General features: G+C 67.0%; 16 protein-coding genes. 8 read left to right on the top strand and 8 right to left on the bottom strand.

Going from position 1 to position 22270, the window contains the following annotated elements; all coding sequences use genetic code 11:
* Nucleotides 1-4 precede the first annotated feature (4 nt).
* Complete coding sequence (locus ACOGI5_RS11650; RefSeq protein WP_419864585.1) at nucleotides 5-2881, bottom strand: molybdopterin-dependent oxidoreductase; 2877 nt, start codon at nucleotides 2879-2881, stop codon at nucleotides 5-7.
* Nucleotides 2878-4206, bottom strand: coding sequence for a 4Fe-4S dicluster domain-containing protein (locus ACOGI5_RS11645; RefSeq protein ID WP_419864584.1), 1329 nt, complete (start codon nucleotides 4204-4206; stop codon nucleotides 2878-2880). Before ACOGI5_RS11645 ends, ACOGI5_RS11650 begins: the two co-directional genes overlap by 4 nt.
* 185 nt (nucleotides 4207-4391) lie before the next feature.
* Here ACOGI5_RS11645 and ACOGI5_RS11640 point away from each other — a divergent pair, with 185 nt between their 5' ends.
* From ACOGI5_RS11640 to ACOGI5_RS11630, 3 genes are all read left to right on the top strand, one after another.
* Entirely contained in the window at nucleotides 4392-5645 is a 1254-nt protein-coding gene (locus ACOGI5_RS11640; RefSeq protein WP_419864583.1) for a quaternary amine ABC transporter ATP-binding protein, read from the top strand.
* Entirely contained in the window at nucleotides 5642-8287 is a 2646-nt protein-coding gene (locus ACOGI5_RS11635; protein WP_419864582.1) for an ABC transporter permease, read from the top strand. The genes ACOGI5_RS11640 and ACOGI5_RS11635 overlap by 4 nt, the downstream gene beginning before the upstream one ends.
* A gap of 191 nt (nucleotides 8288-8478) precedes the next feature.
* Nucleotides 8479-9687 carry a glycine betaine ABC transporter substrate-binding protein gene (locus ACOGI5_RS11630; protein ID WP_419864581.1) on the top strand — a complete coding sequence of 403 codons (1209 nt, stop codon included), beginning with the start codon at nucleotides 8479-8481 and terminating at the stop codon, nucleotides 9685-9687.
* A 101-nt stretch (nucleotides 9688-9788) separates the two neighbouring features.
* Here the strand turns inward: ACOGI5_RS11630 and ACOGI5_RS11625 are convergent, their stop codons facing one another.
* The 3 genes from ACOGI5_RS11625 to ACOGI5_RS11615 all read right to left on the bottom strand — a co-directional run bounded on the left by ACOGI5_RS11625 (nucleotide 9789) and on the right by ACOGI5_RS11615 (nucleotide 12146).
* On the bottom strand, nucleotides 9789-10616 hold the full coding sequence (locus tag ACOGI5_RS11625; RefSeq protein ID WP_419864580.1) for an SDR family NAD(P)-dependent oxidoreductase: 828 nt from the start codon (nucleotides 10614-10616) through the stop codon (nucleotides 9789-9791).
* 902 nt (nucleotides 10617-11518) lie between these two features.
* Nucleotides 11519-11863 carry a transposase gene (locus ACOGI5_RS11620; protein ID WP_419864579.1) on the bottom strand — a complete coding sequence of 115 codons (345 nt, stop codon included), beginning with the start codon at nucleotides 11861-11863 and terminating at the stop codon, nucleotides 11519-11521.
* Between the two features lie 25 nt (nucleotides 11864-11888).
* Nucleotides 11889-12146 (bottom strand): hypothetical protein, encoded by a 258-nt coding sequence (locus ACOGI5_RS11615; protein ID WP_419864578.1) that lies wholly within the window; start codon nucleotides 12144-12146, stop codon nucleotides 11889-11891.
* 217 nt (nucleotides 12147-12363) lie between these two features.
* Here ACOGI5_RS11615 and ACOGI5_RS11610 point away from each other — a divergent pair, with 217 nt between their 5' ends.
* Nucleotides 12364-12738, top strand: a complete 375-nt coding sequence (locus ACOGI5_RS11610) for a hypothetical protein (RefSeq protein ID WP_419864577.1) — start codon at nucleotides 12364-12366, stop codon at nucleotides 12736-12738.
* A gap of 172 nt (nucleotides 12739-12910) precedes the next feature.
* On the opposite strand, the gene ACOGI5_RS11605 is transcribed toward ACOGI5_RS11610, so the two are convergent.
* A complete protein-coding gene (locus ACOGI5_RS11605) occupies nucleotides 12911-13633 on the bottom strand; it encodes an alpha/beta fold hydrolase (protein WP_419864576.1) in 723 nt (240 codons plus the stop codon).
* Between ACOGI5_RS11605 and ACOGI5_RS11600 the strand changes: the two genes are divergently transcribed.
* Nucleotides 13620-14567 carry an alpha/beta fold hydrolase gene (locus ACOGI5_RS11600; protein WP_419864575.1) on the top strand — a complete coding sequence of 316 codons (948 nt, stop codon included), beginning with the start codon at nucleotides 13620-13622 and terminating at the stop codon, nucleotides 14565-14567. The two genes, ACOGI5_RS11605 and ACOGI5_RS11600, sit on opposite strands and share 14 nt — an antisense overlap.
* Nucleotides 14568-14626: 59 nt before the next feature.
* Here ACOGI5_RS11600 and ACOGI5_RS11595 read toward each other — a convergent pair whose 3' ends face one another.
* Nucleotides 14627-15769: an amidohydrolase family protein gene (locus tag ACOGI5_RS11595; RefSeq protein ID WP_419864574.1), complete on the bottom strand. Its 1143-nt coding sequence runs from the start codon at nucleotides 15767-15769 to the stop codon at nucleotides 14627-14629.
* Nucleotides 15770-15961: 192 nt separating this feature from the next.
* Here ACOGI5_RS11595 and ACOGI5_RS11590 point away from each other — a divergent pair, with 192 nt between their 5' ends.
* A complete protein-coding gene (locus tag ACOGI5_RS11590) occupies nucleotides 15962-16951 on the top strand; it encodes an NADPH:quinone oxidoreductase family protein (RefSeq protein ID WP_419864573.1) in 990 nt (329 codons plus the stop codon).
* 17 nt (nucleotides 16952-16968) lie between these two features.
* Here ACOGI5_RS11590 and ribH read toward each other — a convergent pair whose 3' ends face one another.
* Complete coding sequence (gene ribH / locus ACOGI5_RS11585; RefSeq protein WP_419864572.1) at nucleotides 16969-17454, bottom strand: 6,7-dimethyl-8-ribityllumazine synthase; 486 nt, start codon at nucleotides 17452-17454, stop codon at nucleotides 16969-16971.
* A 62-nt stretch (nucleotides 17455-17516) separates the two neighbouring features.
* On the opposite strand from ribH, the gene ACOGI5_RS11580 reads away from it, so the two are divergent.
* Together ACOGI5_RS11580 and ACOGI5_RS11575 are read left to right on the top strand one after the other, a co-directional pair.
* Nucleotides 17517-21413, top strand: coding sequence for a hydantoinase B/oxoprolinase family protein (locus ACOGI5_RS11580; protein WP_419864571.1), 3897 nt, complete (start codon nucleotides 17517-17519; stop codon nucleotides 21411-21413).
* A gap of 61 nt (nucleotides 21414-21474) precedes the next feature.
* Nucleotides 21475-22077 (top strand): MOSC domain-containing protein, encoded by a 603-nt coding sequence (locus ACOGI5_RS11575; RefSeq protein WP_419864570.1) that lies wholly within the window; start codon nucleotides 21475-21477, stop codon nucleotides 22075-22077.
* The last annotated feature ends 193 nt before the right edge of the window (nucleotides 22078-22270 follow it).

Genomic DNA, 22270 nt, shown 5'->3' with positions numbered 1-22270 from the left:
GAATTCAGGAATCGAAACGGTAGGCCTCGGCATGAGGCTTCAGCGGGCGCGCCAGCCACGTTGGCCGACGCAGCCCCCCAGGACCGGGAGCCGGTCGCGTCATCGCCAGCCACTCTTCGTAGGCCTCACGGGCCAGCGCAGTGTCGACCACGACGTCGCCGTAGCGGTCGCCGGGTTCGGCCGGCCCCACACGCACCCGCTGGTGCCAGCACTGCATGCCGGAGATCGGGTCAGGTTGCACCGAGAACGTGAGATTCTGGTGGACGCCGGTGTCGTTCCACCACACCCGGTCAGAATCGGGATCATCAGAGGCGAACGGTGCCATCGTTCCCGTGCGCCGAAGCCGCCATGTGGTGCCCTCCCGATCGATCTCTGCCGGTCCGCCGGCCCACGACTTCGGCGCGCCGCCGTCAGCGCGGCCAGCCGATCCGCCGGAATTCGCTCCGGGATCCAGCCGCCAGCGGCCCATGTGGTGCGACGCAGCCACCACGCCTGGCCGGATGCCTTCGGTGCGCCAGGCCGAGATGACGAAATGGCCGATGCGGGTGCTGATCCGCACGAGGCCGCCCATCTCGATGCCGAGCGCCTCGGCATCGGACGGGTGGATCCACAGCGGATGACGGTGGCTGATCTCCGCCAGCCACTTGGCGTTGGCCGACCTGGTGTGGATGAGCGTCGGGATGCGGAATGTCGGCACCAGGATCCGCTCGTTGCCGGCCAGGTCGAGCTGCTGCCAGTGAACGTGGCTGGGAATCCAACCCGGCGTCGCATGCTCGGGCCAGCCCCATTCGGCCAGCGTCGTGGAATACAGCTCCAGCTTGCGCGAGGGCGTCGGGAATCCCTGACGAGCCGCCCCGGCGACCTGCACCGCCACTGAGCCGTCGCCGAGCGGCGGCAGCGCCGCGGCGGCGCCGCGGACGGTGTCGCGCGACGGCCGGTAGACGGCATCGTCGCCGAGGACGGTGCTGGCCAGCTGCTCCGGTTGAACGACCCGCTCATGGTGGCCGTAGGGATCGCCGCGCACGGCGTAGGCGCCCCGGTCGCGCATGAACTCGAGCGGCGTCTGCCCCGCCGCAGCGGCGTCGTCGGCCAGGCCCGGCACTTCGTCGGCGAAGATCGCCTCGTAGTACTCGTCGATGCTGATGGGCTCGCCCAGGCGCGCTGGGCTCTCGAACCACTGGCGGATGCCGAGCGAGCCATCGGGATCGATCCGCCATGACAGGTCGATCCAGAACTCGTTCTCCTCCCAGACCTCGCCTGGGTTGAATTCGTGAGTCCGGCTCTCGGGGCCGAGCTCGGCTCCCCGCAGTTCGGCATAGCGGCGCATCACCGGCTGGCGGAAGCCCAGCCACTGGCCTGCGTGGGTCTCGAACGACGCCAGGTCATGGCGTTCCGAGCCGACGCCCATCGGCAGCACGTAGTCGGCGAACCAAGCGGTCTCCGACCACGTCGGCGTCAGCGCCACATGGCAGCCCACTCGCTCGGGGTCGCTCAGCGTCTCCAGCCAGCTGAACCCGTCGGGATTCGTCCACACCGGGTTGTAGACGCGGGTGAAGTACGTGTCGAGCTTGCCCCTGCCCTCGCGCAGGAAGTGCGGCAGCAGAATCGACATCTCGTGGTGGCAGAGCGGGTACTCACGCGGCCACGACAGCTCGTTCCAATGCTCCACCGGCGGCGGTCGCAGCGGCGGTGCCGGCTTCATCTTGTGCCAGCCGGCCCCCGTGGTGCCCCCCACCGTGCCGACCGACCCGGTGAGCACGTTGAGCAGGAACAGGCACCGTGCGGTCTGCCACCCGCCGAGGTTGCCCGCGCCGGCCGCGCGCCAGTTGTGGGATGCGAACCGGCCCAACGCCCCGCCGATGGCGCGTGCGATCTCGCGCAGATCGCCGGCATCTACCCCGCACAGTTCTGCGGCCCGCTCAGGGGTGTAGTCCGCGTAGGCGTCGCGCAGCGCCACCTCGACTGACTCGAACGTCGGCGGAAGATCGGGCCGGGTCTCGGCCAGGTAGGTCTGCCAGTTCGTCCAGCGGTGCATGAAGGCGCGATCCCATGTGCCAGCTTCAAGCAACAGGTGGGCCAGGCTCAGCAGCAAGACCGGTTCGGTGCCGGGCCATGCCGGCAGCCAGTGATCGGCCTTGGCGCCCGTATTCGAGAGCCTCGGGTCGACACAGATCACCGTCGCCCCCCGCTGCTGGGCCTCGATGATGCGCTGGGCGTGCGGATTGAAGTAGTGCCCAGCCTCGAGGTGACTCGAGATCAGGAAGATCACCTCGGCATTGGCGAAGTCCGACGAGGGCCGATCGTGGCCCATCCAGGTCGCGTACCCGACGCGGGCGCTGGACGAGCAGACGTTGGTGTGGCTGTTGTGCCCGTCGACGCCCCAGGCGGTGAGCACACGCTCGGTGTAGCCGTCTTCGCCCGGTCGGCCGACGTGGTACATGACCTCGTCGCGGCGGCCTTCGACGATGGCCGTCCGGATGCGTGCAGCGATCTCGGTCAGCGCTTCGTCCCAGCTGACGCGTTCCCATCCGCCCCCGCCGCGCTCGCCCGTGCGTCGCAGCGGGTACAGGATGCGCTCTGTGTCGTGAACCTGGTTGATCGTGGCGGGGCCCTTGGCGCAGTTCCGACCCCGCGAGGCGGGGTGCTCGGGATTGCCTTCGAAGCGAACGACCTCGTCGGTGTCACGGTCGATGTACGCGACCAGGCCGCACGCCGCCTCGCAGTTGAAGCACGTGGTGGGCACCAGCGTGTAACGGCGCTGGATGCGCTCGGGCCACGAGGCCGCGTCGAGCTCGGTCCAGTCATGCCACGCCTCGTGCGGCGGCGTCGCCGACAGACCGGCCGCGCCGGCCCGGTCAGATGTCTGCTCCGGGGCAGTCATGACAGGGGCACCGCCTGGGCGGCACGCAGGTACGCGCGGTCGTGCCGGTAGAGCCACACCAGGACACCCGCAGCGATGACCGGAGTCCAGGCAAACACCGCAGCGTCTGCCCGCAGGGCCACGAAGGCTCCCCACACCGCGCCGCCTCCCAGCGCGGCCTCACCGGCCAGACGGCCGATGAGCGCTAGCACCGGACGGTCCGCCCACATCACGCGGCCTCGGCACTGGCGCAGCAGCAATGCGGTGTACGCCGCGGTCAGCAATGAGAACGCTGCCGTGGGGCCGATCAGCACCACGAACCACGTCGAGCCTCCCCACAGGCCCGCTATGCCCCAGAGCGTCACCAAGGCCGCGTCGATCATGATCACCCAGGCACCGGCGGTGATCCAGCTGCGAAGCCGTCCTTTGGCGAACAGGTACCAGAAGCGCTCGGGCCGTTTCAGATCGGCGATCAGCAGAATGCCCGTCACCGCCAGCGCCACCAGGGCGATCAGGGCCGGACCGGTGGCGACGGCGGCACGATCTTGCCAGCCCAGCAACGCAGCGGCGGCCGCCCACAGCATCACGCCGGCCGCCACGCCCTTGGTGACCATGTAACCGGCCACCTTGGCACCCCATGGCTCGTCATGGGGCACCGTGTAGGCCGTGCGTGCCGCCGGTTCGGCCTGAGAGACGTTCTGCGCTGCCTGGGAGGCAGGAGGCCAGGCGGCACTGCCAGTCCAGTCCGCCCAGATCAGGCCGTCATCGGCGACCGGTCGAGTGAGCGGGTCGAGCGCTTCGGGAACGGTGCCGGCGTAGTGAACCTTCGGCAGGGTGCGTCGCTCGGGCGCACGTACGGGGAGCTGCTCGGCCTGGATGCGTTCGGCGACCGCGTCATCGGGGTCGTCATGGTCGACCACCGTGATCGCGCGAGTCGGGCAGACAGTGACGCACGAGGGTTCCAGCCCGACCTCGAGCCGGTGCTGGCAGAAGTTGCATTTGTGCGCTGTTCCGGTGGCCGGCGAGATGTAGAGCGCGTCGTAGGGGCACGCGTTCATGCAGCCCTTGCAGCCGATGCAGCGGGAATCGTCGAAGTCCACCACGCCGTTCGACGCCCGGAAGAGCGCGCCGGTCGGGCAGATCGAGATGCAGGGCGCGTCGTCGCAGTGGTTGCAGCGCATCACCGCGAAGTGCCGTTGCGTCTGCGGGAACTCCCCGGTCTCCACGTAGTTGACCCACGTGCGGTTGACGCCCAGCGGCACGTCGTGCTCGCTCTTGCAGGCCACCGTGCACGCATGGCAGCCGATGCACGCGCCGCTGTCCAGCAGGAACCCAAGGCGCGTCACGGCCAACAGATTGGCACACGCTCACCCGACGCCCGTTCTTTCGCGACAGCACTCGGAGCTCGAACCAGCCCTGCCCGCCAGTTCGTTCTCACAGCCCATCGCCGCAGCGAGTCACACGCGCTCACGGATTACCGACCTGCTTCCGCGGCGCGCCTAACGTGGCACGGGACACATCAGGGGGACTCATGAGCGACGACGCCAACAACCTGGGCAATGGCGCTGCTGAGGGCGACGAGATCATCCGCCTCAGCGAGGTGTACAAAATCTTCGGGCCGCAGCCCAGGGGCCGTGCGTTCGAGCTCGCCCGTTCAGGCGTGCCCAAGAACGATGTGCAACGGCTCTCGGGTCATGTTGTCGGGCTCACCGACGTCAACTTCTCTGTCAACCGCGGCGAGATCTTTGTCGTGATGGGCCTCTCCGGCTCGGGCAAGTCGACGGCGATCCGGATGGTCAACAAGCTGCACGACGTCACTCACGGCGAGGTGCTCGTGGACGGCGTCGACGTGCAGAAGCTCGACGGCACCGACCTGCAAGAGTTCCGCCGCGAGAAGATGGGCATGGTCTTCCAGCATTTCGCCCTCTTCCCGCACCGCAGCGTGATCGACAACGTCGGCTACGGACTCAAGGTGCAGAAGGTCGACCGCACCATGCGAAACGACGCCTCCATGCGGGCGCTATCGCTGGTGGGGCTCGCCTCATTCGCCGATCATCGGCCCGCGCAGCTCTCCGGCGGCATGCAGCAGCGTGTCGGACTCGCTCGAGCACTGGCCTCGGATCCAGACATCCTCCTCATGGACGAGGCGTTCAGCGCGCTCGACCCCCTCATCCGGCGCCAGATGCAAGACGAGATGATGGAAATCCAAGCCGAAGTCCACAAGACGATCCTGTTCATCACCCACGACCTCAACGAGGCTCTGCGCATCGGCGACCGAGTCTGCATCATGAAGGACGGCGCTGTCGTTCAGATCGGCACGCCCGAGGAGATCCTGACCGAACCCGCCACCGGCTACGTGGCCGAATTCGTCCAAGACGTCGATCAGGGACGGGTGATCAAGGCACACGAAGTCATGAGCGAGCCCCGGCCGATCCCTTCCGACATGTCACTCAGCGATGCACTCACGCTCTGCCAGGACATCGCCGGCCGGTTCTGCTGCGATGCGTCGGGCAAGCCGATCTCGCTGCTGACCGCCGCCGACGGCTTGCGAGCTCGAAGCATGGGCAGCAACGACCTCGCCAAGGCGCTGCGAACCGACTTCGACAAATGCGGGCCCGACGCCACCCTCAATGAGCTGTACGCGGCGGCGGGCCGCGGCCTGTCCATCGCAGTCATCGACGATGACGGCAAGCTCATCGGCAACGTCGATCCCCGCTTGATCATGGAGGAGATGGGCCGGGTCGAAGGGCTCATAGAAGGCTTCGAGCGGGAGGTGTTCATGTGAGCGCCGCCGTGCTCCTCGCCCAGGCCGACGGCGACGTAGCAGACGATTCGGGCCACTTCATCGACCAGTTCATCGACACCGTGACCAGCCCCGAGGCGGGTGATCGAATCGCCGACTGGACAGCGACCGTGATCGAGTGGGGGTTCTTCGTAGCGATCTTCGCTGTCCCGTTGCTGCTGCTGGGGGTCGGAGCGTGGAAGCGCCGATACGGGCTGGCGGCTGGCGGCTTGGTCGGGCTGATTTTCGCGTTGTGGTACCGCAGCACGCCCGAGCAGATGGTCGCCTCCGGGGTGCGCAGATACCGGGTTAACGGCGAGGCCATCGAGTGCCGGGACGCCGTCGTCGACGCCGAGGGCGAGTTTGTGAACTGCTCGTCGAGTGTCATCGCACAAGTTCGGCAAAGCACCGTGCTCGACAACTGGCAGATCTCCTTCGGCGAGTGGTTCGAGCAGTCGGTGTTCTGGGTAAACAACAACATGAAGGCCACCCTCGAGATCGTCGAGTGGCCGTTCCGGACCTTGACCAACATCATCGTGAACCAATGGCTCCTGAGCATGTCGTGGCTCACGATCTGCATCGCGATCTTCTTGCTCGGCTGGTTCTTCCGCAATCTCCAAGTCGGCCTCATGGCGTTCACCGGACTGCTCATCTGCGGCCTGCTGGGAGAGGCCTACTGGCGGGAAACGGCGCTGACGCTCGGTTTCATCGGCGTGTCCGTCTTGCTGTGCGTGGTCATCGGCATACCCATCGGCGTCCTGTGCGGTCGAGTCGACGCAGCTTGGAACGTGGTACGGCCGGTGCTGGATGCCATGCAAGTGGTCCATTCGTTCGTCTACATGCTGCCGTTCGTCTTCTTCTTCGGCGTCGGCAATGTCACCGGCACGATGCTCACCATGACGTTCGCCTTGCCGCCACTGATCCGTCTCACGAACCTGGGAATCAGGCAAGTGCCCGAAGATGTCGTGGAGGCGTCACGTGCCTACGGCGCCCCCGAGTGGCGCGTCCTCACCGACGTGCAATTGCCGCTCGCACGCCCGGCGATCATGACCGGGCTCAACCAGACGCTGCTGTTGGCGATCTCCATGCTGGGCGTGGCCGCCATTGCTGGCGTGGGTGGGCTGGGTCGATTGCTCTTGCAGGCCATCTCCAATAGCGACGCTGCCCAAGCGGGTGCTGGCGGCCTCGCGTTCTTCCTGGTGGCAGTGGTGCTGGACCGGCTCAGCCAGCCCGAGGCAGGCGACAGCGGCAACCTTTTGAGCCGGATTGCGCAGGCATGGCGGCACCGCAGAACGCCCGAAGAGCTGCTCGTCGAAGCCGACGACTCACCGGACGCTCAGAGGGGTGCTGAGTCGCCCGATCCCGATGAGGCATTCGTGGAGACAAGCGGTCGCGAGCGGACCGCCGTGATGGTGACCGCCGTGGGCTCGCTGGTGGTGCTCATCTCGCTGCTGCTGCCCTGGAACATCAACGCCGGCTTGATATCGGGTTACGCCCGCTCTGTCGATGTCGATCTGCGAACCGAGGAATGCGCCGGCAACTGGGTGGAAGCACGCGAGCTCGACCCGCTGGCAGCGAACGGCACCGAGCTGATCTGCGACACCGGTAGCACGTCGTTTACCTCGAACAGCTTCAACGGCATATCCGCCTCTGGCGGCTCGTGGTTCGGCATCACCATCGGCGTTTTGTCGGCGTTCTCGCTGATCGCTGCTGCACGAACGCTGCGACGACCCGGCGAAGGGTCGCGCTGGATGTCGAGTCACGGCGCCGTCGTATTTTCTGCCGCGTCCGCAGTCGTGGCCATCGCGCATCTGTTTGCACGCCCCGCGAACGACATCGCGGCTCTCGGCATCTTCAGCAGGGGCGTTGGTGTGTATGTGGCGGTGGCTGGAGCGCTCATCGCCATCGTCGGCGCCGTCTCCTGGTTGTGGCGCGCGCCGATGACCGCTCGCACCCCGTTGCCAGCAACGGTGAGTTGGGGCCGCATGTTCGGAGCGATGTTTGCTGTGGCACTGCTGGTGATGGGCGGCTACTCGGGCTGGAGCTTCGACACGCGCATCGAGCGAGTGATCGACGACGACCTGGCCGCCCAGATCGAGCAGATCGAGACCAGCGGCCGGGAAGCCGCTCAACGCGCCGCAGCAGCCCGCATCGCTGCGGACGAGGCGGCAGAGGCTGGCGATCTCCAACGCGAGGAGGAATTGCGCAGAATCGTCACCGAGGCGCAGAGGGAGGAAACCGCGGCCTCGGCTGAGCTGGCCAGCGCAATCTCGACAGCGCAAAGAACACGCGACGTCATTCACGACGGCTTCGAAGAAGAGGGCGCAGGCATCGGCATCTGGCTGTTGATCGCAGGGCTCGCCGCGGTCGCCATGAGCGCGCCAGCGATCGGGTTGGCGGGCATCGACGAGACGCGCAGGTACCGCTGGAGCGCACTGGTGGGAGCGGCTGGCGCCGGCATCACTGCCGTATCGCTGGCGTGGATCCTTTCGATCACACGCGTCGCGGACACAAACCTCGTTACCGGCGTCGGCGTGGCGCTCGTCATGGCAGCCGGCGTGACCATCTTCGCGACTGCCAGAGGAACGCTGTCGGAATTCGAGCGGAACAAGATCTACGGCGATATTCCCGCCAACACGGGCTAGTCACCGTTTCGTGCTGCGCAAAGCACTCCGAACATGTATGCGCGGTCTAGGGTGTTAGGCGCGCATATGACCCGACTACGCTGCTGCGCAAGGAGCCCTCGTCGAGCCGGGCGAACGGCGCCGCACATGCGTGGTCGCAGCACGATGCGCCGCGTGACGCAATCTGTCGCAGATCAGGGAGGATCTCCGAGATGAAAACAAGACGATTGACCAAGCTGCTGTTGCTACTAGCAGCCTTCGCTTTGTTCGCTGCAGCGTGCGGCGACGACGGTGACGGCGATGCCACGGAAACTGCCGAGACCGAGGCTCCCGCCGCTACGACTGAAGCAATGGTCGAAGAAGAGCCGATGGAAGAAGAGATGTCGATGACGCCTGGCGAGGGCGTCACCGTCACCATGGGCCGTGCAAACTGGAGCACCGGCTACTTCCAGGCGGAGCTCTACCGCCAGCTACTTGAGGAATTGGGCTACGAAGTCACCGATCCTGCTGAGCTCGAGCTGGGACCGAACAACGCTTATGTCGCCATGGCACAGGGCCAGATGGACTTCTGGGCCAACAGTTGGTACCCGGGGCACCTTGCTTGGCTTGCCGGTGAGCTGACCGACGGTTCACTCGTCGGCGACCACCTGACGGTGCTAGGCGAAGAGATGATCGCCGGCGGGTTGCAGGGCTTCCTGGTGACCAAATCGTTCGCTGACGAGTTCGGCGTCTACACCATGGACGCGCTGAACAACAACCCTGACGCCATCGCTGCCTTCGATGCGAGCGACCCCGTGCCAGGCAACGGCATCGCCGACATCTTCGGCTGCCCGGAGTCGTGGACCTGCGACAACATCATCACCAACCAGATTGCATTTAGCGGTTGGGACAATATCCAGCAGACGATTGCTGGCTACGACGCCATGTTCGCCCAAGCTGTGGACAGCGCCAACGAGAATGTGCCAATGGTGGCCTACACGTGGACACCCTCGGCGTACATCACCCAGTTGCGCCCGGGCGACAATGTGTACTGGATGGGTGTTGACGACATTCTCGACGACTCCAACCCGGCCAACCAAGAGGGCGGCGAAGAGCACTCGCAGCGCGGCGAGGACGGCTCCGGCGGCTACGCAGCCATCGGTCCCGACCAGTGTCCGTCAGCGGCGGACAATGCTGACGGGCTGTGCCCGATCGGCTGGATTGCCGCTGACATCCTGGTTACCGCCAACAACGATTTCCTCGCTGCCAACCCGGCCGCTGCCGCACTGCTCGAAGCAGTGAAGCTGTCGGTGATCGAGGTGTCGCTGGCCAACGTGGAGCAGGGCGAAGGCGCTGCCCCGGGCGATCTCGCGACTGACTGGATCGCCAACAACCGGGCCACGGTTGACGCCTGGCTCGACGCAGCACGCGCCGCTGCGTAAACAACTGAACGCAGCCCCAGCCCGGCAGGGCTGACGGCTCAGGCGCACATCGGAGGGCGCCGGACTGCGGTCCGGCGCCCTTCGCGCGTCCGGAACGCTGCTCAGTCCTCAAGCTCGGGCAGTGCCGGTGGGGCGGCCGATGCCGTCACGCGGGCCAGCCCGCCGTCCACCACCAGCGTCTCGCCGGTCACGTAGCGGGATGCATCCGACGCAAAGAACAGCACCACGTCGGCGATGTCGTTGCCGAAACCCCAGCGCTTGAGCGCAATCTGCCCGGCAAGATCCTCGATGAGGCCCGGCACGTTGTTGCGCGCATCCTCCCAGATGGCGGTCGCAATCAGTCCTGGTGCGATGGAATTAACCCGGATGCCGTCGGGACCCCAGTCCGCTGCGAGCGCTCGGGTCATGGCGTCGACAGCACCCTTGGTGCCGGCATAGGCGACGCGGCCCAGCGGACCGTGCACACCGGCGACCGAGCTGATGTTGATCACCGATCCCCCACCGCGAGCGATCATCGACGGTGCCAGCCCGACGCTCAGCATGACCAGCGACCGCACATTGATCGAGAACACCAAGTCGAAATCGTCCTCAGTGAGCTGAGCCGGCGTGCGCCGCATCGGGATGCCGGCGTTGTTGACCAGTACATCCACGCCGTCGACTTCGCCGAGGATTCGCCGGGCCAAATCGGTGCCCGCACCAGCCGGCGCCAGATCGGCCGTCAGGATGACCGGATCATGCGTCAGTTCCGCTGCGACGCGCTCGAGATCTGCCGTCGTACGACCGGTCAGCACCACCCGAGCACCCGCGGCATCCAGCGCTCGTGCGCTCGCTTCGCCGATGCCCCGGCTCGCTCCGGTGACCACCGCCACTTTGCCGTTCAGCCGGTGTTCGGCACCCTGGGAACTGTCTGTGCTACCTGCGGAAGTCATGCGCGCAAGGTACTGCTCAAAGGGTCATAACACCCGTGACGCATAAAGAAGCGTCGCCTCAATCTCTACGTTGGCCTTGTCAGGGTCTCGCAGTCGACGGCTACTCGAGCACTGGCATCAACTCCGTGCGCAACCTGCTCAAGCTGCTGCGCACGGCGTTGCAGGAGACTGGCTATTCCTTCCACTTGCTGTTCCGGATGCCACATCGACAGCCGCAAGTGCCTCGACCGAACTCCTGGCTGGCGCGTGAGGCCATGCATGTCACTAGGGGCGCGTCATACTTCAGAGGGTCCATGGAGGATGCCATCGTTCAGGAGCTGCACGCGGGTCAGCAGGTCAAGCTGTACGGAGATCCCGCATCCGAGCAGCCGGTCGTCGGATACGGCGGACGTGCTGGTTCTCATCAACCTTCTGACGAACTTGTACTTTCTCCCTTGGGTGGGTCCGTAGACACATCGGCGTCGGTTGCCGTGTCACATGTCCAGCAGTGCACTTGCTGTCGAAGCCCTAGCACTCGCGCATGGAAATGGCATCGCCGTCATGTCTGTGCCCTCTCGACCGATTGAAGGCGTCGGTAGGGTACCGCCGCTGCGTCAGTCATCTCGGCCGAGACGCGCGCTTATGCGGCCACCTCGTCAATGAAAGTGCCGTTGACGGCAGCCACTTCGATTCGCCCCTCCAGCCGGATTAGGAGCGTGCGCCGATAGGTGGGTCATCGGAGTTGCCAGCGGTTTCGGTGGTCGATGAGTTTGATGGTGATGATCAGGGCAAGGGCGAGGGCGATCTGGGCGAGCCGGCGCTCGGGTCTGCGGTCGGTATCTCGGCGGAGCTGGCCGTAGTTGGAGAGCCATGAGTTGGTGCGCTCGACGCTGCTGCGCAGTCCTAGCCGCGCCGGTTCGGGCTCAGCAGAGCCGTCGCCGGGGCTTGCGTCTTGGGGGCCGCACCAGGTCGGTGATGCCTGCCGCTGTGGCTGTGTCGTCGACGCGGGCGCCCGAGTAGCCGCGGTCGAGGTGAACGGTGTCGACGTCGTGGTGGAGGCCGCGTGCGACGATCTGGTCCGCGGTGGGGTCGAGCAGGGTGATGTCGTTGCGGTTCGCGCAGTCGGCGGCCCACCCGACCGGGATCCCTGATCCGTCGACCGCTATCGAGGTCTTCCAGCCCAGTTTGCGCCGATCAACAGGGCCTCTTGCCGGTCCGTTCGCCTCCGCAGGTGGCTTTGTCGATCGACCCGTCGATGCACAGGTCATCGAGCCGCAGGCCCATGATCCGGTCCTAGGCGGTGAGCGCTTCGGCAGCTATGTGGTCGGACACCCCAGCGGCGACCCACTCGTCGCGGCGGCGCAGCGTCGTGTTCGACACCCGGTTGTCCAGCAAGGTCTCCACCGAGGCACACGAGCAGCCCAGCACCAGCCGCCAGACGATCCCCGGCAGGCACAGCCGGTCGCTGACGCGGAGCCGATGACAGCCCAACGGGTGATCGTCGGGCGGCCCCAGCAGCAGCGGCTCGACCGCCGCCCAGATCACATCCACCACAGCCTTCGTCAGAGCGCGCGTGATGAACAGGCACCTCCACCACGTCCTCGGTTCGATCAGCAACCCGCATCACAGTGAACCCAACCCGACGACTGGTCGATGGTCGCCTATCGGCGCGACCTCTAAGGTGCCATCTACATCCGGCAACGAGAGAGGACAGGGGCCGAGAGCATCCGCTATGCGAAGTCGCAGCAAGTCAGCCCTCACGCATTTCATGAGCGGACCGTTCAAGGGACTTCCGCGCCCGCCACTGAACGCCACCTGGCCGGATGGGTCGCCACTTCATCAGCTTCCTCACAGCCGTTCGCGGCAGAACCCGCGCAGGCAGAAGCTCATCTACCTCGGATTGACGCTCGGCATTGCAGCATCTCTCTTGTTGCGGGCCGCTGACAACGCAATCGCAGATGCTCTCAACGTCTCGGGCAGCGCCCTGAGCTGGGGCGTTGTATTGGTTTGCGTTGTGACGGCCGCCACAATCTGGGGCGTCGGTCGTCAGAATGCCCGACAGCAGTACGTCGAACGTCTCATCGAAGTGAGGAAGGAACGACAAGAGAACATTGGCGGCGGAGACACATCACCGCCTTCCTGACAGGGCGAAACTGGCTCAACCGTCGAATCACCCCAGCTCGTCCCGCTTAGAGGCCGCGCCGATAGGTGACCATCCAGCAGTCCTCGGGTTGGGCTCGCTGTGATGCGGGCTGCTGGCCGAGCCGACGACGTGCCGGACACTGCGGGATATGCCATGGCAGCTCACTGCTACGTCAGGGGGTGTGTGCGGCCAGGAAGGCGGCGAACTGTTCCATCGCGGCTGTTCTGCCGCTGCCGTCCATCCAGTCCTCGATCATCGTGGAGTTGGGTGCGGCCTCGTGAACAATCCGAGACGACGACTCGGGGTGGTACAGGTCGTTGCCGAGCAGCACCAAGAGCGGCGTCTGGACGGTCGCAACGAAGTCCCGGTCCACGTTGAACAGGAAGTTGTCGCCGTCGTACATGTTGGAGCGGAACCGATTCCAAGCTGCATCGTCCGCCTCGGGATGGTCGTCGCGGATCGCTTGCGCCCAGTCGTCGAACATGTCGTAGAAGGCGTGACGGTTCTCGTCGAGCCCGATGGTCTGGAACAGCGTGGCGCTGGCGACCCTCTCGGGTGCTGCCTGGATCAACCCCATGATGTACGGGCCGCCGATGCACATGCCCGCCAGGTGGAACTGCTCGCAGCCGAGATGGTCCATGAGCGCCAACTGGTCGGCCGTGTAGGTGGCCCAGCCATCATCGGCGGAGATGGGTGCCGTGGAGCGTCCGGCGTTGCGCTGGTCCATCGCGATCACCCGGTAGCGGTCGGACAGCTGGGTGACGGGGTTCCACGGTGTGTGCTCCCAGAAGGACGCCGCCGAGCGCATCCCTCCCGGAGCGATCAGCAACAGGGGGAAGCCCGAGCCGTAGTCGTCGTAGTGGATGTCCACGGAGCCACGTGTGAAGTTCGCCATGGCGCCAGTCTGCCGCAACGATGCTCCCGCGGCCGAGGCGACCCGCGAGTGCGGCGCAGCGCTGCACTATCGTGCGGCGGCGATGATGCGCCTGACCACCTCTGACGGCGAGCACGCCGTGCTCCACGATCTCGGCGGCCACGGAACGCCGCTGCTCATGACGCATGGCAACGGCCTCAACGCCGGCATGTGGGCCACCGTGGTGCCGCACCTGCAGGACACGTTCCGGTGCTGGGGGCTGGACTTTCGCGGCCACGGGGCTTCGCGGCCACAGCATGACGGGATGTCCGTGGAGCGGTCACACTTCGTCGAAGAAGTGCAGAGCGCGGTGAACGCACTCGGCGGCGAGCCGATGCTGGCTGTCGGTCATTCGCTGGGCGCCGCCAGCTTGCTGCTGGCCGAGCTGAATCACCCGGGCACCTACCGGGGCCTGTACCTCTACGAGCCCGTGCTGGTCCCCGACGGTTTCCCCATGCCCGATTCCGATCACGAGCTGGTGGTGGCATCGAGACGGAGGCGCATCCGGTTCGCAACGGTCGACGAGGCCTACGAGCGGTTCGTTTCCAAGCCGCCCTTCTCGCACTGCGAGCCCGCCGCAGTCAGGGCCTATGTCGAGATCGGCACCTATCCCTCGGGCGATGACGCAGTGCGGCTGTCATGCTCGGGTGACACCGAGGCCCGCATCTACGAGTCAGGCGAGCCTGTGGACTACAGCACCTTCGGTGCCGTGACCTGCCCGACGGTCGTCGCACGCGGCGACTCCCCCGCTATGTGGAACACGATCCCGCCGCAGGTCGCGCAGCCCATTGCCGAAGCCCTCGGCAACGGTCGCCTGGAGGCGTTCGCTGAGCTGAGCCACTTTGGCCCGATGGAGAACGGCGAACGAGTCGCCAAGGCCATCCGCGCTCACCTGGAGCCCCTCGTCGCCGCGTAGGCGGCGAGCAGCAAGCACAGCGGCGCAGCTGCGAGCAGCAGGCACCGCGCTGCAGAGATCTAGGCGGCTGCGGGAAGCGAGTCCGGGTCGAGGTCGTAGAGCTCGAGCACGTTGCTCCAGACCATCTGTTCCTTCTCGTCGTCGGGAACGCCCGAGAGGATCTCGTCGAGGATCGGCCGCGAGTTCGGCCAGATCGAGTCGTGGTGCGGGTAGTCGTTGCCCCAGAGCAGATTGCCGACGCCGATCGAATGCCGCGTCGCGACGCCTTCCACGTCGTCCTCGAAGGTGACCCAGAAGTTCCGGTCGAAGTACTCCGAGGGCTTCATGGTGAGCTCGTCGGACACCTCCCAGGGTGTGCGATACGCCGCATGGTCGAGGCGCTGTTTGAAGTGGCCAACCCAGCCGGTCTCGTACTCGGCGCACACGAACCGCAGGTCGGGGAATCGCTCGACGACCCCGCCGCAGATCAGATCGATGATCGTGTTGGCGATGGTCGTATGCGCGAGCGTGTAGCCCTTCAGGTGGCCTCCCGGCGTGCCCCAGTGCTCGGGCATCCCGCCCTCGAGGCTGGACCCGGTGAAGATGTGCATAGTGAGCGGCACGCCGAATTCCTGGGCACGGGCCCAGAACGGGTCGAAGTCGGGGTGGCAGTACGGCTTGGCGGGGTCGACGTGGGCGGGGATGGCGAAGCCGCGCACGCCGAGCTGGGCCGAGCGGTCGATCTCGGCGATGGCCCGCTCCACGTCGGGCAACGGCAGGCAGCCGACGCCGATGAGCCGGTTGCGGTCCACCGAGCAGTAGTCGAGCACCCAGTCGTTGTGGTTCCGGAACGCCGCGTCGCGAACCTCGTCGTCGGGAATCGCGAAGGTGAACATCGACAGGCTCGGGTACATGACTTCGCCCACGATGCCGTCCTGGGCCTGCTCGTCGAGCCGTGCTGTCGGGTCCATGACGCCGGGGTTGAAGCCGTCGTAGCCCTGCTCGATCCGCGCGTGGGTGGCCGGGTCGGACAGGCTGGCACCGGCGATGCCCAAGCGGCCTACCGGGACCGGGCGGATGCCGCCCGGAAGCACGAGCCAGGTGCCCGGCTTGTCGTTGTAGTCCTTGCTGATGAACGGTGCCCGATCGCCGAACCTGTCCGTCAATCCCGCATAGATCTCGGCTGCCTCGACTACGTGCGAGTCGCACGAGTAGTACCGCATCGCTCTCCCCTATCGGCGCTGGCGCGCCTGACCAGCGTCCGCGGCCAACAGTACCAGCGGCCCCGATCGCGGTCCTGAGCGTGCGCGGCCGTGCGGAGTCTCCCATGGTGACGCCCATCGTCTCCCGCTCTTGTTCGCTGCGCTCACGGGCCGCTCGGGCCCCGGCTTCGCCTCCTGTGGCACAGTGACGCGATGCGTGCATTGGAAATCCAGTCCCTCACAGGCCCAGCCGGCGTCGCCGTCGTGAATGCTCCCGAACCGGTGGCCGATGGAGACGGCGCCTCGGTCATCGTCGACATCGTCTGCGGTGGCGTGTCGTTCCCCGACCTGCTCCAGAGCCAGGGTCTCTACCAGTACCGCCCCGACCCGCCCTTCCGGCCGGGGATCGAGGCCGCGGGCGTCGTGCGCTCAGCACCTGCCGACTCGGGCTATGCGGCGGGTGACCGAGTGTGCGTGTGGTCGAACGGCTGCCTGGCCGAAGTCGTGGCGGCCAAGCCACGCGACCTCTTCGCCCTGCCCCCGGAGCTGAGCTTCGAAGAAGGCGCCGCTCTGGTCATGAACTACCAGACCGCTGTGTTCTGCATGATCGACCGGGCAGGCTTGCGCGAGGGCGAATCGGTGCTGGTGCTGGGCGCATCGGGCGGCGTGGGCACCTCGGGCATCCAAGTGGCGAAGGGAGTCGGTGCCGGTCCCGTGATTGGCCTGGTTTCGACCCAGGCCAAGGGCGAGATCGCCCGAGCGGCCGGGGCCGATCACATCGTGCTCATCAGCGACACTTGGAAGGACGAGGTGCGCGAACTCACCGGCGATCGCGGCGTCGACATGACCTACGACCCGGTCGGAGGCGATCGCTTCCTCGACGGCATCCGGGCGCTGGCGCGCTTCGGACGGCTCGTCGTGGTCGGGTTCGCGGCTGGCGAGATCCCGACCGTGAAGGTCAACCGGCTGCTGCTGCGCAACGTGAGCCTCGTCGGCGCCGCCTGGGGCGAGGCCGTGGCTGCCGACCCGACGATCCCCGCCCGCATCCACGAACGCCTGCTCGGCATGATCGCGTCGGGTGCGGTGAAGCCGCCCATCGGGCAGGTGCTGCCCTTCGAACAGAGCGCCGAGGCCTACCGGCTGCTCGACGAACGCGAAGCCGTCGGCAAGGTGCTCGTGCGGATGCGCCCCGACCCTTCGTAGCGCACGCGTCCGGTTGCTCAGCCGGCAGGAAAGTCGCGGGCGAGCAGGGCCATCGACACCGCCACATAGGCAGCGTCCTCACCGACATTGTGGCCGCCAGCGCCCTCGCTGCGGGTCACGGCCTGTTCGCTGTTCTCCACCGTGACCAAGCCGAAGCCAACCGGCACGCCAGTCTCCAGCTGAACGGCCATCACACCCTGTGCGGCGCCCTCGCTGACCAGCTCGTAGTGGGTGGTCTCCCCGCGGATCACGGCCCCGATGACGACGATGGCATCGACCTGCCCGCTGCGAGCGAGCACCTGTGCCGCGAACGGGATCTCGAAGCACCCTGGCACCGTCACCTCGGCGGTGCGAATGGCCGCTAGCTCGTGGAGTCCCCTCTCCACCCCTGCAGCCAGCCGGTCCACGATCTCGGGATTCCACGTCGCTCGCACGATGCCGACACGGAGTCCCGCACCGGCCCCTGCCGCTGGCCTGCTGGCACGCTGATCGCCGCTCGCCACGCCTGCACGGTATCCCCCACAGCGCAGGGGGCGGCCCCAGACGGCGCGCCTACGCTGGGCGGATGGCCCCCAGGCGCGCCCGGCTCGCAGCCGACATCGGCGGCACCTTCACGGACATCGCGCTCGAAGTCGGCGCCGACGGCGGTCCCGGCGAGCTGCACACCACGAAGGTGCTGACGACCTCGGAAGCACCAGCCGATGCCGTGCTCGACGGCGTCCAGACGGTTCTTGCAGCCGCCGGCGTGGAGCCCGCCGACGTAGAAGTGTTCATCCACGGCACGACGCTCGCCACCAACGCGCTCATCGAGCGTCGCGGCGCTCGCACAGCGCTGCTCACGACTCAAGGCATTCGCGATTCGGTCGAGATGGCCCACGAGAACCGGTTCGAGCAGTACGACCTGTACATGCGACGGCCCGAGCCGCTCGTGCCGCGCAACCGGCGTATCGGCATTCCCGAGCGGCTCGCGGCCGACGGCAGCGTGCTGCTGCCCCTCGATGAGGACGCCATCCGGGACGCTGCCGAGAAGCTTGCCGCCGACGGCGTGACGTCGGTTGCGGTGGGCTACCTGCACTCATACCTCGACGACCGGCACGAGCAGCGCACTGCCGAGATCCTGGCGGATTGCTGGCCCGAGGCGACCGTCACGCTGTCGGCCGAGGTGTGCCCCGAGATCCGCGAATACGAGCGGTTCTCCACCGCCTGCGCCAATGCGTACATCGCACCGCTCATGCGGCGGTACTTGACCGACCTCGACGGGCGACTCACGAAGCTCGGCCTGGGCTGCGAGCTGTTTCTCATGATGTCGGGCGGGGGACTCGGGACGCTCGCTGAAGCACTGCGCTTCCCGGTGAGGCTGATCGAGAGCGGTCCCGCCGGTGGGGCGCTGCTGGCCGCAGAGCTGGCTCGGGGACTTGACTGCGAACGGGCGCTCAGCTTCGACATGGGCGGCACCACCGCGAAGCTCTGCATCGTCGAGTCGGGCCAGCCCCGCACCAGTCGTGAATTCGAAGTCGGGCGCGAGTACCGGTTCCTGCCGGGCAGCGGGCTGCCGCTGCGCCTGCCGGTGATCGAGATGGTGGAGATCGGCGCCGGCGGCGGATCGATCGCCAGCGTGGACGCACTGGGTCGGATCACGGTGGGTCCGGCCAGCGCGGGTTCCGAGCCTGGTCCTGCTGCGTACGGCCGCGGCGGCACTGAGCCCACGGTGACCGATGCAGATGCGGTGCTGGGCAGGCTCCTGCCGGAACGCTTCGCCGGCGGCACGCTGACGTTCGACACCGAGGCTGCTGCCAAGGCGGTCACTGCGGCTGTGGCAGAGCCGGCCGGCCTGCAGACCACGGTTGCTGCCATCGGCATCTCCGAGGTCGTGGACGAGAACATGTCCAACGCCGGCCGGGTTCACGCCGCCGATCAGGGCTGCGACATCAGCCGCGGCACGCTGATCGCCTTCGGCGGGGCCGCCCCGCTGCACGCCGCCGGCGTAGCCGCCAAGCTCGGCATCGACGACATCGTGGTCCCTGCGGGAGCCGGTGTCGGATCGGCGATCGGCTTCCTGCGCGCCCCGGTGTCCCACGAGTCGGTGCGCACCCGTCACGCCCGCGTCAGCGAGCTGACAGCGACAGCACTGGCTGACCTGCTGGGTGACATGGCCGATGAGGCTCTTGGCATTGTGCACACCGCTGCGCCTGGCGCTCCCACCAGCACCCGGGTCCGGGCGCTCATGCGGTACCGCGGCCAGGGCCACGAGATCAACGTCGACATCGACGCAGCTGGGCTGCTCGCCGGTCGTGACGGCGGCGACATCCCGGCACCAACCGATGCCGAACTGCGCGCCCAGCTGCAGACGGCGTTCACCAAGGCGTACCAGCAGCTCTACACCCGCCATATCGGCAATCTCGAGGTCGAGGTGCTGAGCTGGCTGCTCGAAGTTCGCACTCCCGGACCCCAGGCGGCACCGCTGCGCTTCAAAAAGAACGCCGAGGCCGTCACATCGTCGGTGACCACGCCGGTCATTGACACGAGCACGGGCCGGGCAGTCGACCATGCGACGTTCGAACGAGACGCGCTCAGCGAGGGCAGTTGGCTGGTCGGACCTGCGCTCATCACCGAGGACCAGACCACCACGGTTGTGCCCGCGGGATTCGTGGCGACGGTCACTGCCGGTGGGCACCTGCGGCTCAGCAGTGCGACGGTGCCGGACGGTGCCGTACAGCGCGCCGGCGCCCACGCAAACCCTCAGGCACGCAGCGGTGCCGCCAGCACGGTCGATCTGGACGCTGTGCGCCTCGGCGTGCAGTGGAACCGCCTGATCTCGGTGACCGAGGAGCAGGCACGGGCACTCGTGCGTGCCGCCTTCAGCACGTCGACCCGCGAGGCCGGCGATCTCTCCGCGGGCATCTTCGACCCGCACGGCCGGATGCTCGCCCAGTCCGTCACCGGCACGCCGGGCCATGTCAACTCGATGGCGTACTCGGTGCTGCACTTCCTGGAGCGCTTCCCGGCCGCCGAGATGCGCCCCGGCGACATCTTCCTCACCAATGACCCGTGGAAGGGCACCGGGCACCTCTTCGACATCGTCGTGGTCACGCCGGCGTTCCGCCACGGCGAGCTGGTGGCACTGTTTGCCTGCACCAGCCATGTCGTCGACATCGGCGGGGCAGGCTTCACCACTGACTCGAAGGAGGTGTACCACGAGGGCCTGTACCTGCCGATCCTGAAGTTCGCGACCGACGGCGTCTTCGACCCGAACGTGGTGGCGATCATCGAGGCCAACGTCCGCGACCCCGTACAGGTCATCGGAGACATCCACTCCCTGGCCGCCTGCAACGAGACCGGCGCGGCCCGCCTCATCTCGATGATGGACGAGTACGGCATGGCCGACCTGGACGAGCTTGCCGGCCACATCATCACGTCATCGCACCGGGCGATGCTCGACGCCATCGGCGAGCTGCCGTCGGGCACGTGGCATTCGACGATGCGGGTCGATGGCATGGAACAGCACATCGACATCGTGTGCGCGCTGACGGTCGCCGATGACGGCATCGAGGTGGACTTCGACGGCACCGGGCCCCAGTCGGGCTGGGGCATCAACGTGCCGATGGCCTACACCGACGCGTACACGTCCTTCGGCGTGCGCTGCATCATCGGCCCCGACATCCCGAACAACACCGGTTCGCTCGACGCCGTGCGCGTTGGGGCACCCGAGGGCTGCATCCTCAACGCTCCGCATCCGGCGGCGGTGAATGTGCGCCATGTCATGGGCCAGCTGCTGCCCGACGCCGTGTTCGGCTGCCTGGCGCAGGTCGTGCCCGAGCGGGTGCCGGCCGAAGGCACCTCGTCGCTGTGGAACCTGCTAGGTACTGGCATGTGGGAGCCCGACACAGGCGTCAGCACCACGAATCGTTCGATCACGAGCGTCGGCCAGCAAGACAGCGAGAGCGCCCGCAGCAGGCTCGAGCGGTACATCCTGATGAGCTTTCATTCCGGCGGCGCCGGCGCTCGCCCTCGTGCGGACGGGTTGTCGGCGACGGCGTTCCCCAGCGGGGTGCGCAACATGCCGGTGGAGGTCAACGAGATCGGCACGCCGCTGGTGTTCTGGCGCAAGGAGTTCCGCACCGATTCGGGCGGCCATGGAAAGCACCGTGGCGGGTTGGGGCAGGTCATCGAGCTCGAGAATCGTCAGGGACGCGACTTCTCGATCAGTGCGACGTATGAGCGGACGGTGTTCGCTGCTCGGGGTCGACACGGCGGCGGGCCTGGTGCGCTGGGTCGCCTGTCGCTCGACGACGGAACTGAGATGCGCGCGAAGGGACGCTCGGTGATCCCGGCAGGTCGGCGCCTGATCGTGGAGTCCCCCGGAGGCGGCGGTTACGGCGACCCGTCCGATCGCAGTCCCGACGCCGTGGCACGTGACCTGCAGCTGGAATTCACTTCTGCTCGGCCAGATACAGCGCGATAATCCTGCGTTGGCGTTGGTCTTCAGCGCCTGAATCCCCGACGAGCGCTAGGAAACCCTCTCGATGAACGCACCAGCGGACGCCACCACCGTCGCCGAGACTGCGGACAGCGATCCCACCCGCCATCGCAGCGCAGCCGAGCTCACCGCAGCACTCGGTCACATTCGCGAGGCCCCTGCCGACAGCGGCACGATCGAGCTCATCGTCCGGCGCCCAGCGGAAGACGCCCGCGAAGTGCTCGACGTGGCCGAGATCAACGAGGCCGAAGGCGTCGCGGGCGACACGTGGAACCAGCGCAGCTCCCCGAGATCACCCGATGGCGGTCCGCACCCAGACGCGCAGCTCACCATCATGAACGCCCGTGCGGCAGCCGCCGTCATCGGACCGGTCGAACGCTGGCCGCTCGCGGGCGACCAGATCTACGCAGACCTCGACATCAGCCACGAGACGCTGGTAGCCGGCACCCGGCTGGGCATCGGCGACGCCATCGTGGAGGTCACGGCCAAGCCGCACAGGGGCTGCGCCAAGTACGCAGCCCGATTCGGCAGTGACGCCCTGCGTTTCGTGAACACCGGCGAGGGCCAGGCCCTGCGCATGCGCGGCGTCAACTGCCGCGTCATCCAGCCCGGCACCGTCCGGGTCGGCGACGCCATCACCCGCCTCTGACAGCTGGCTTCCGTCCCAGAAGCATCTCGCAAGCCCAAGGGCGCACCTACAGCACCGATCGGTGTGTCACCGCTGCTGCCCGACGGCTGCGGCGCTGGCCGCGCACCACGCCACAGCGCGTTCTGAGAATGATCCATAGCGCGTTTCGGGAGTTAGTCTAGTCATTGGACTAAGCTAGACAAGACCATAAACG

Source organism: Candidatus Poriferisodalis sp. (genome assembly GCF_965208925.1).
Lineage (GTDB): Bacteria > Actinomycetota > Acidimicrobiia > Acidimicrobiales > Poriferisodalaceae > Poriferisodalis.
The sequence above is the reverse complement of the archived record's forward strand: the minus strand, read 5'-3'. Positions and strand labels throughout refer to the sequence as shown.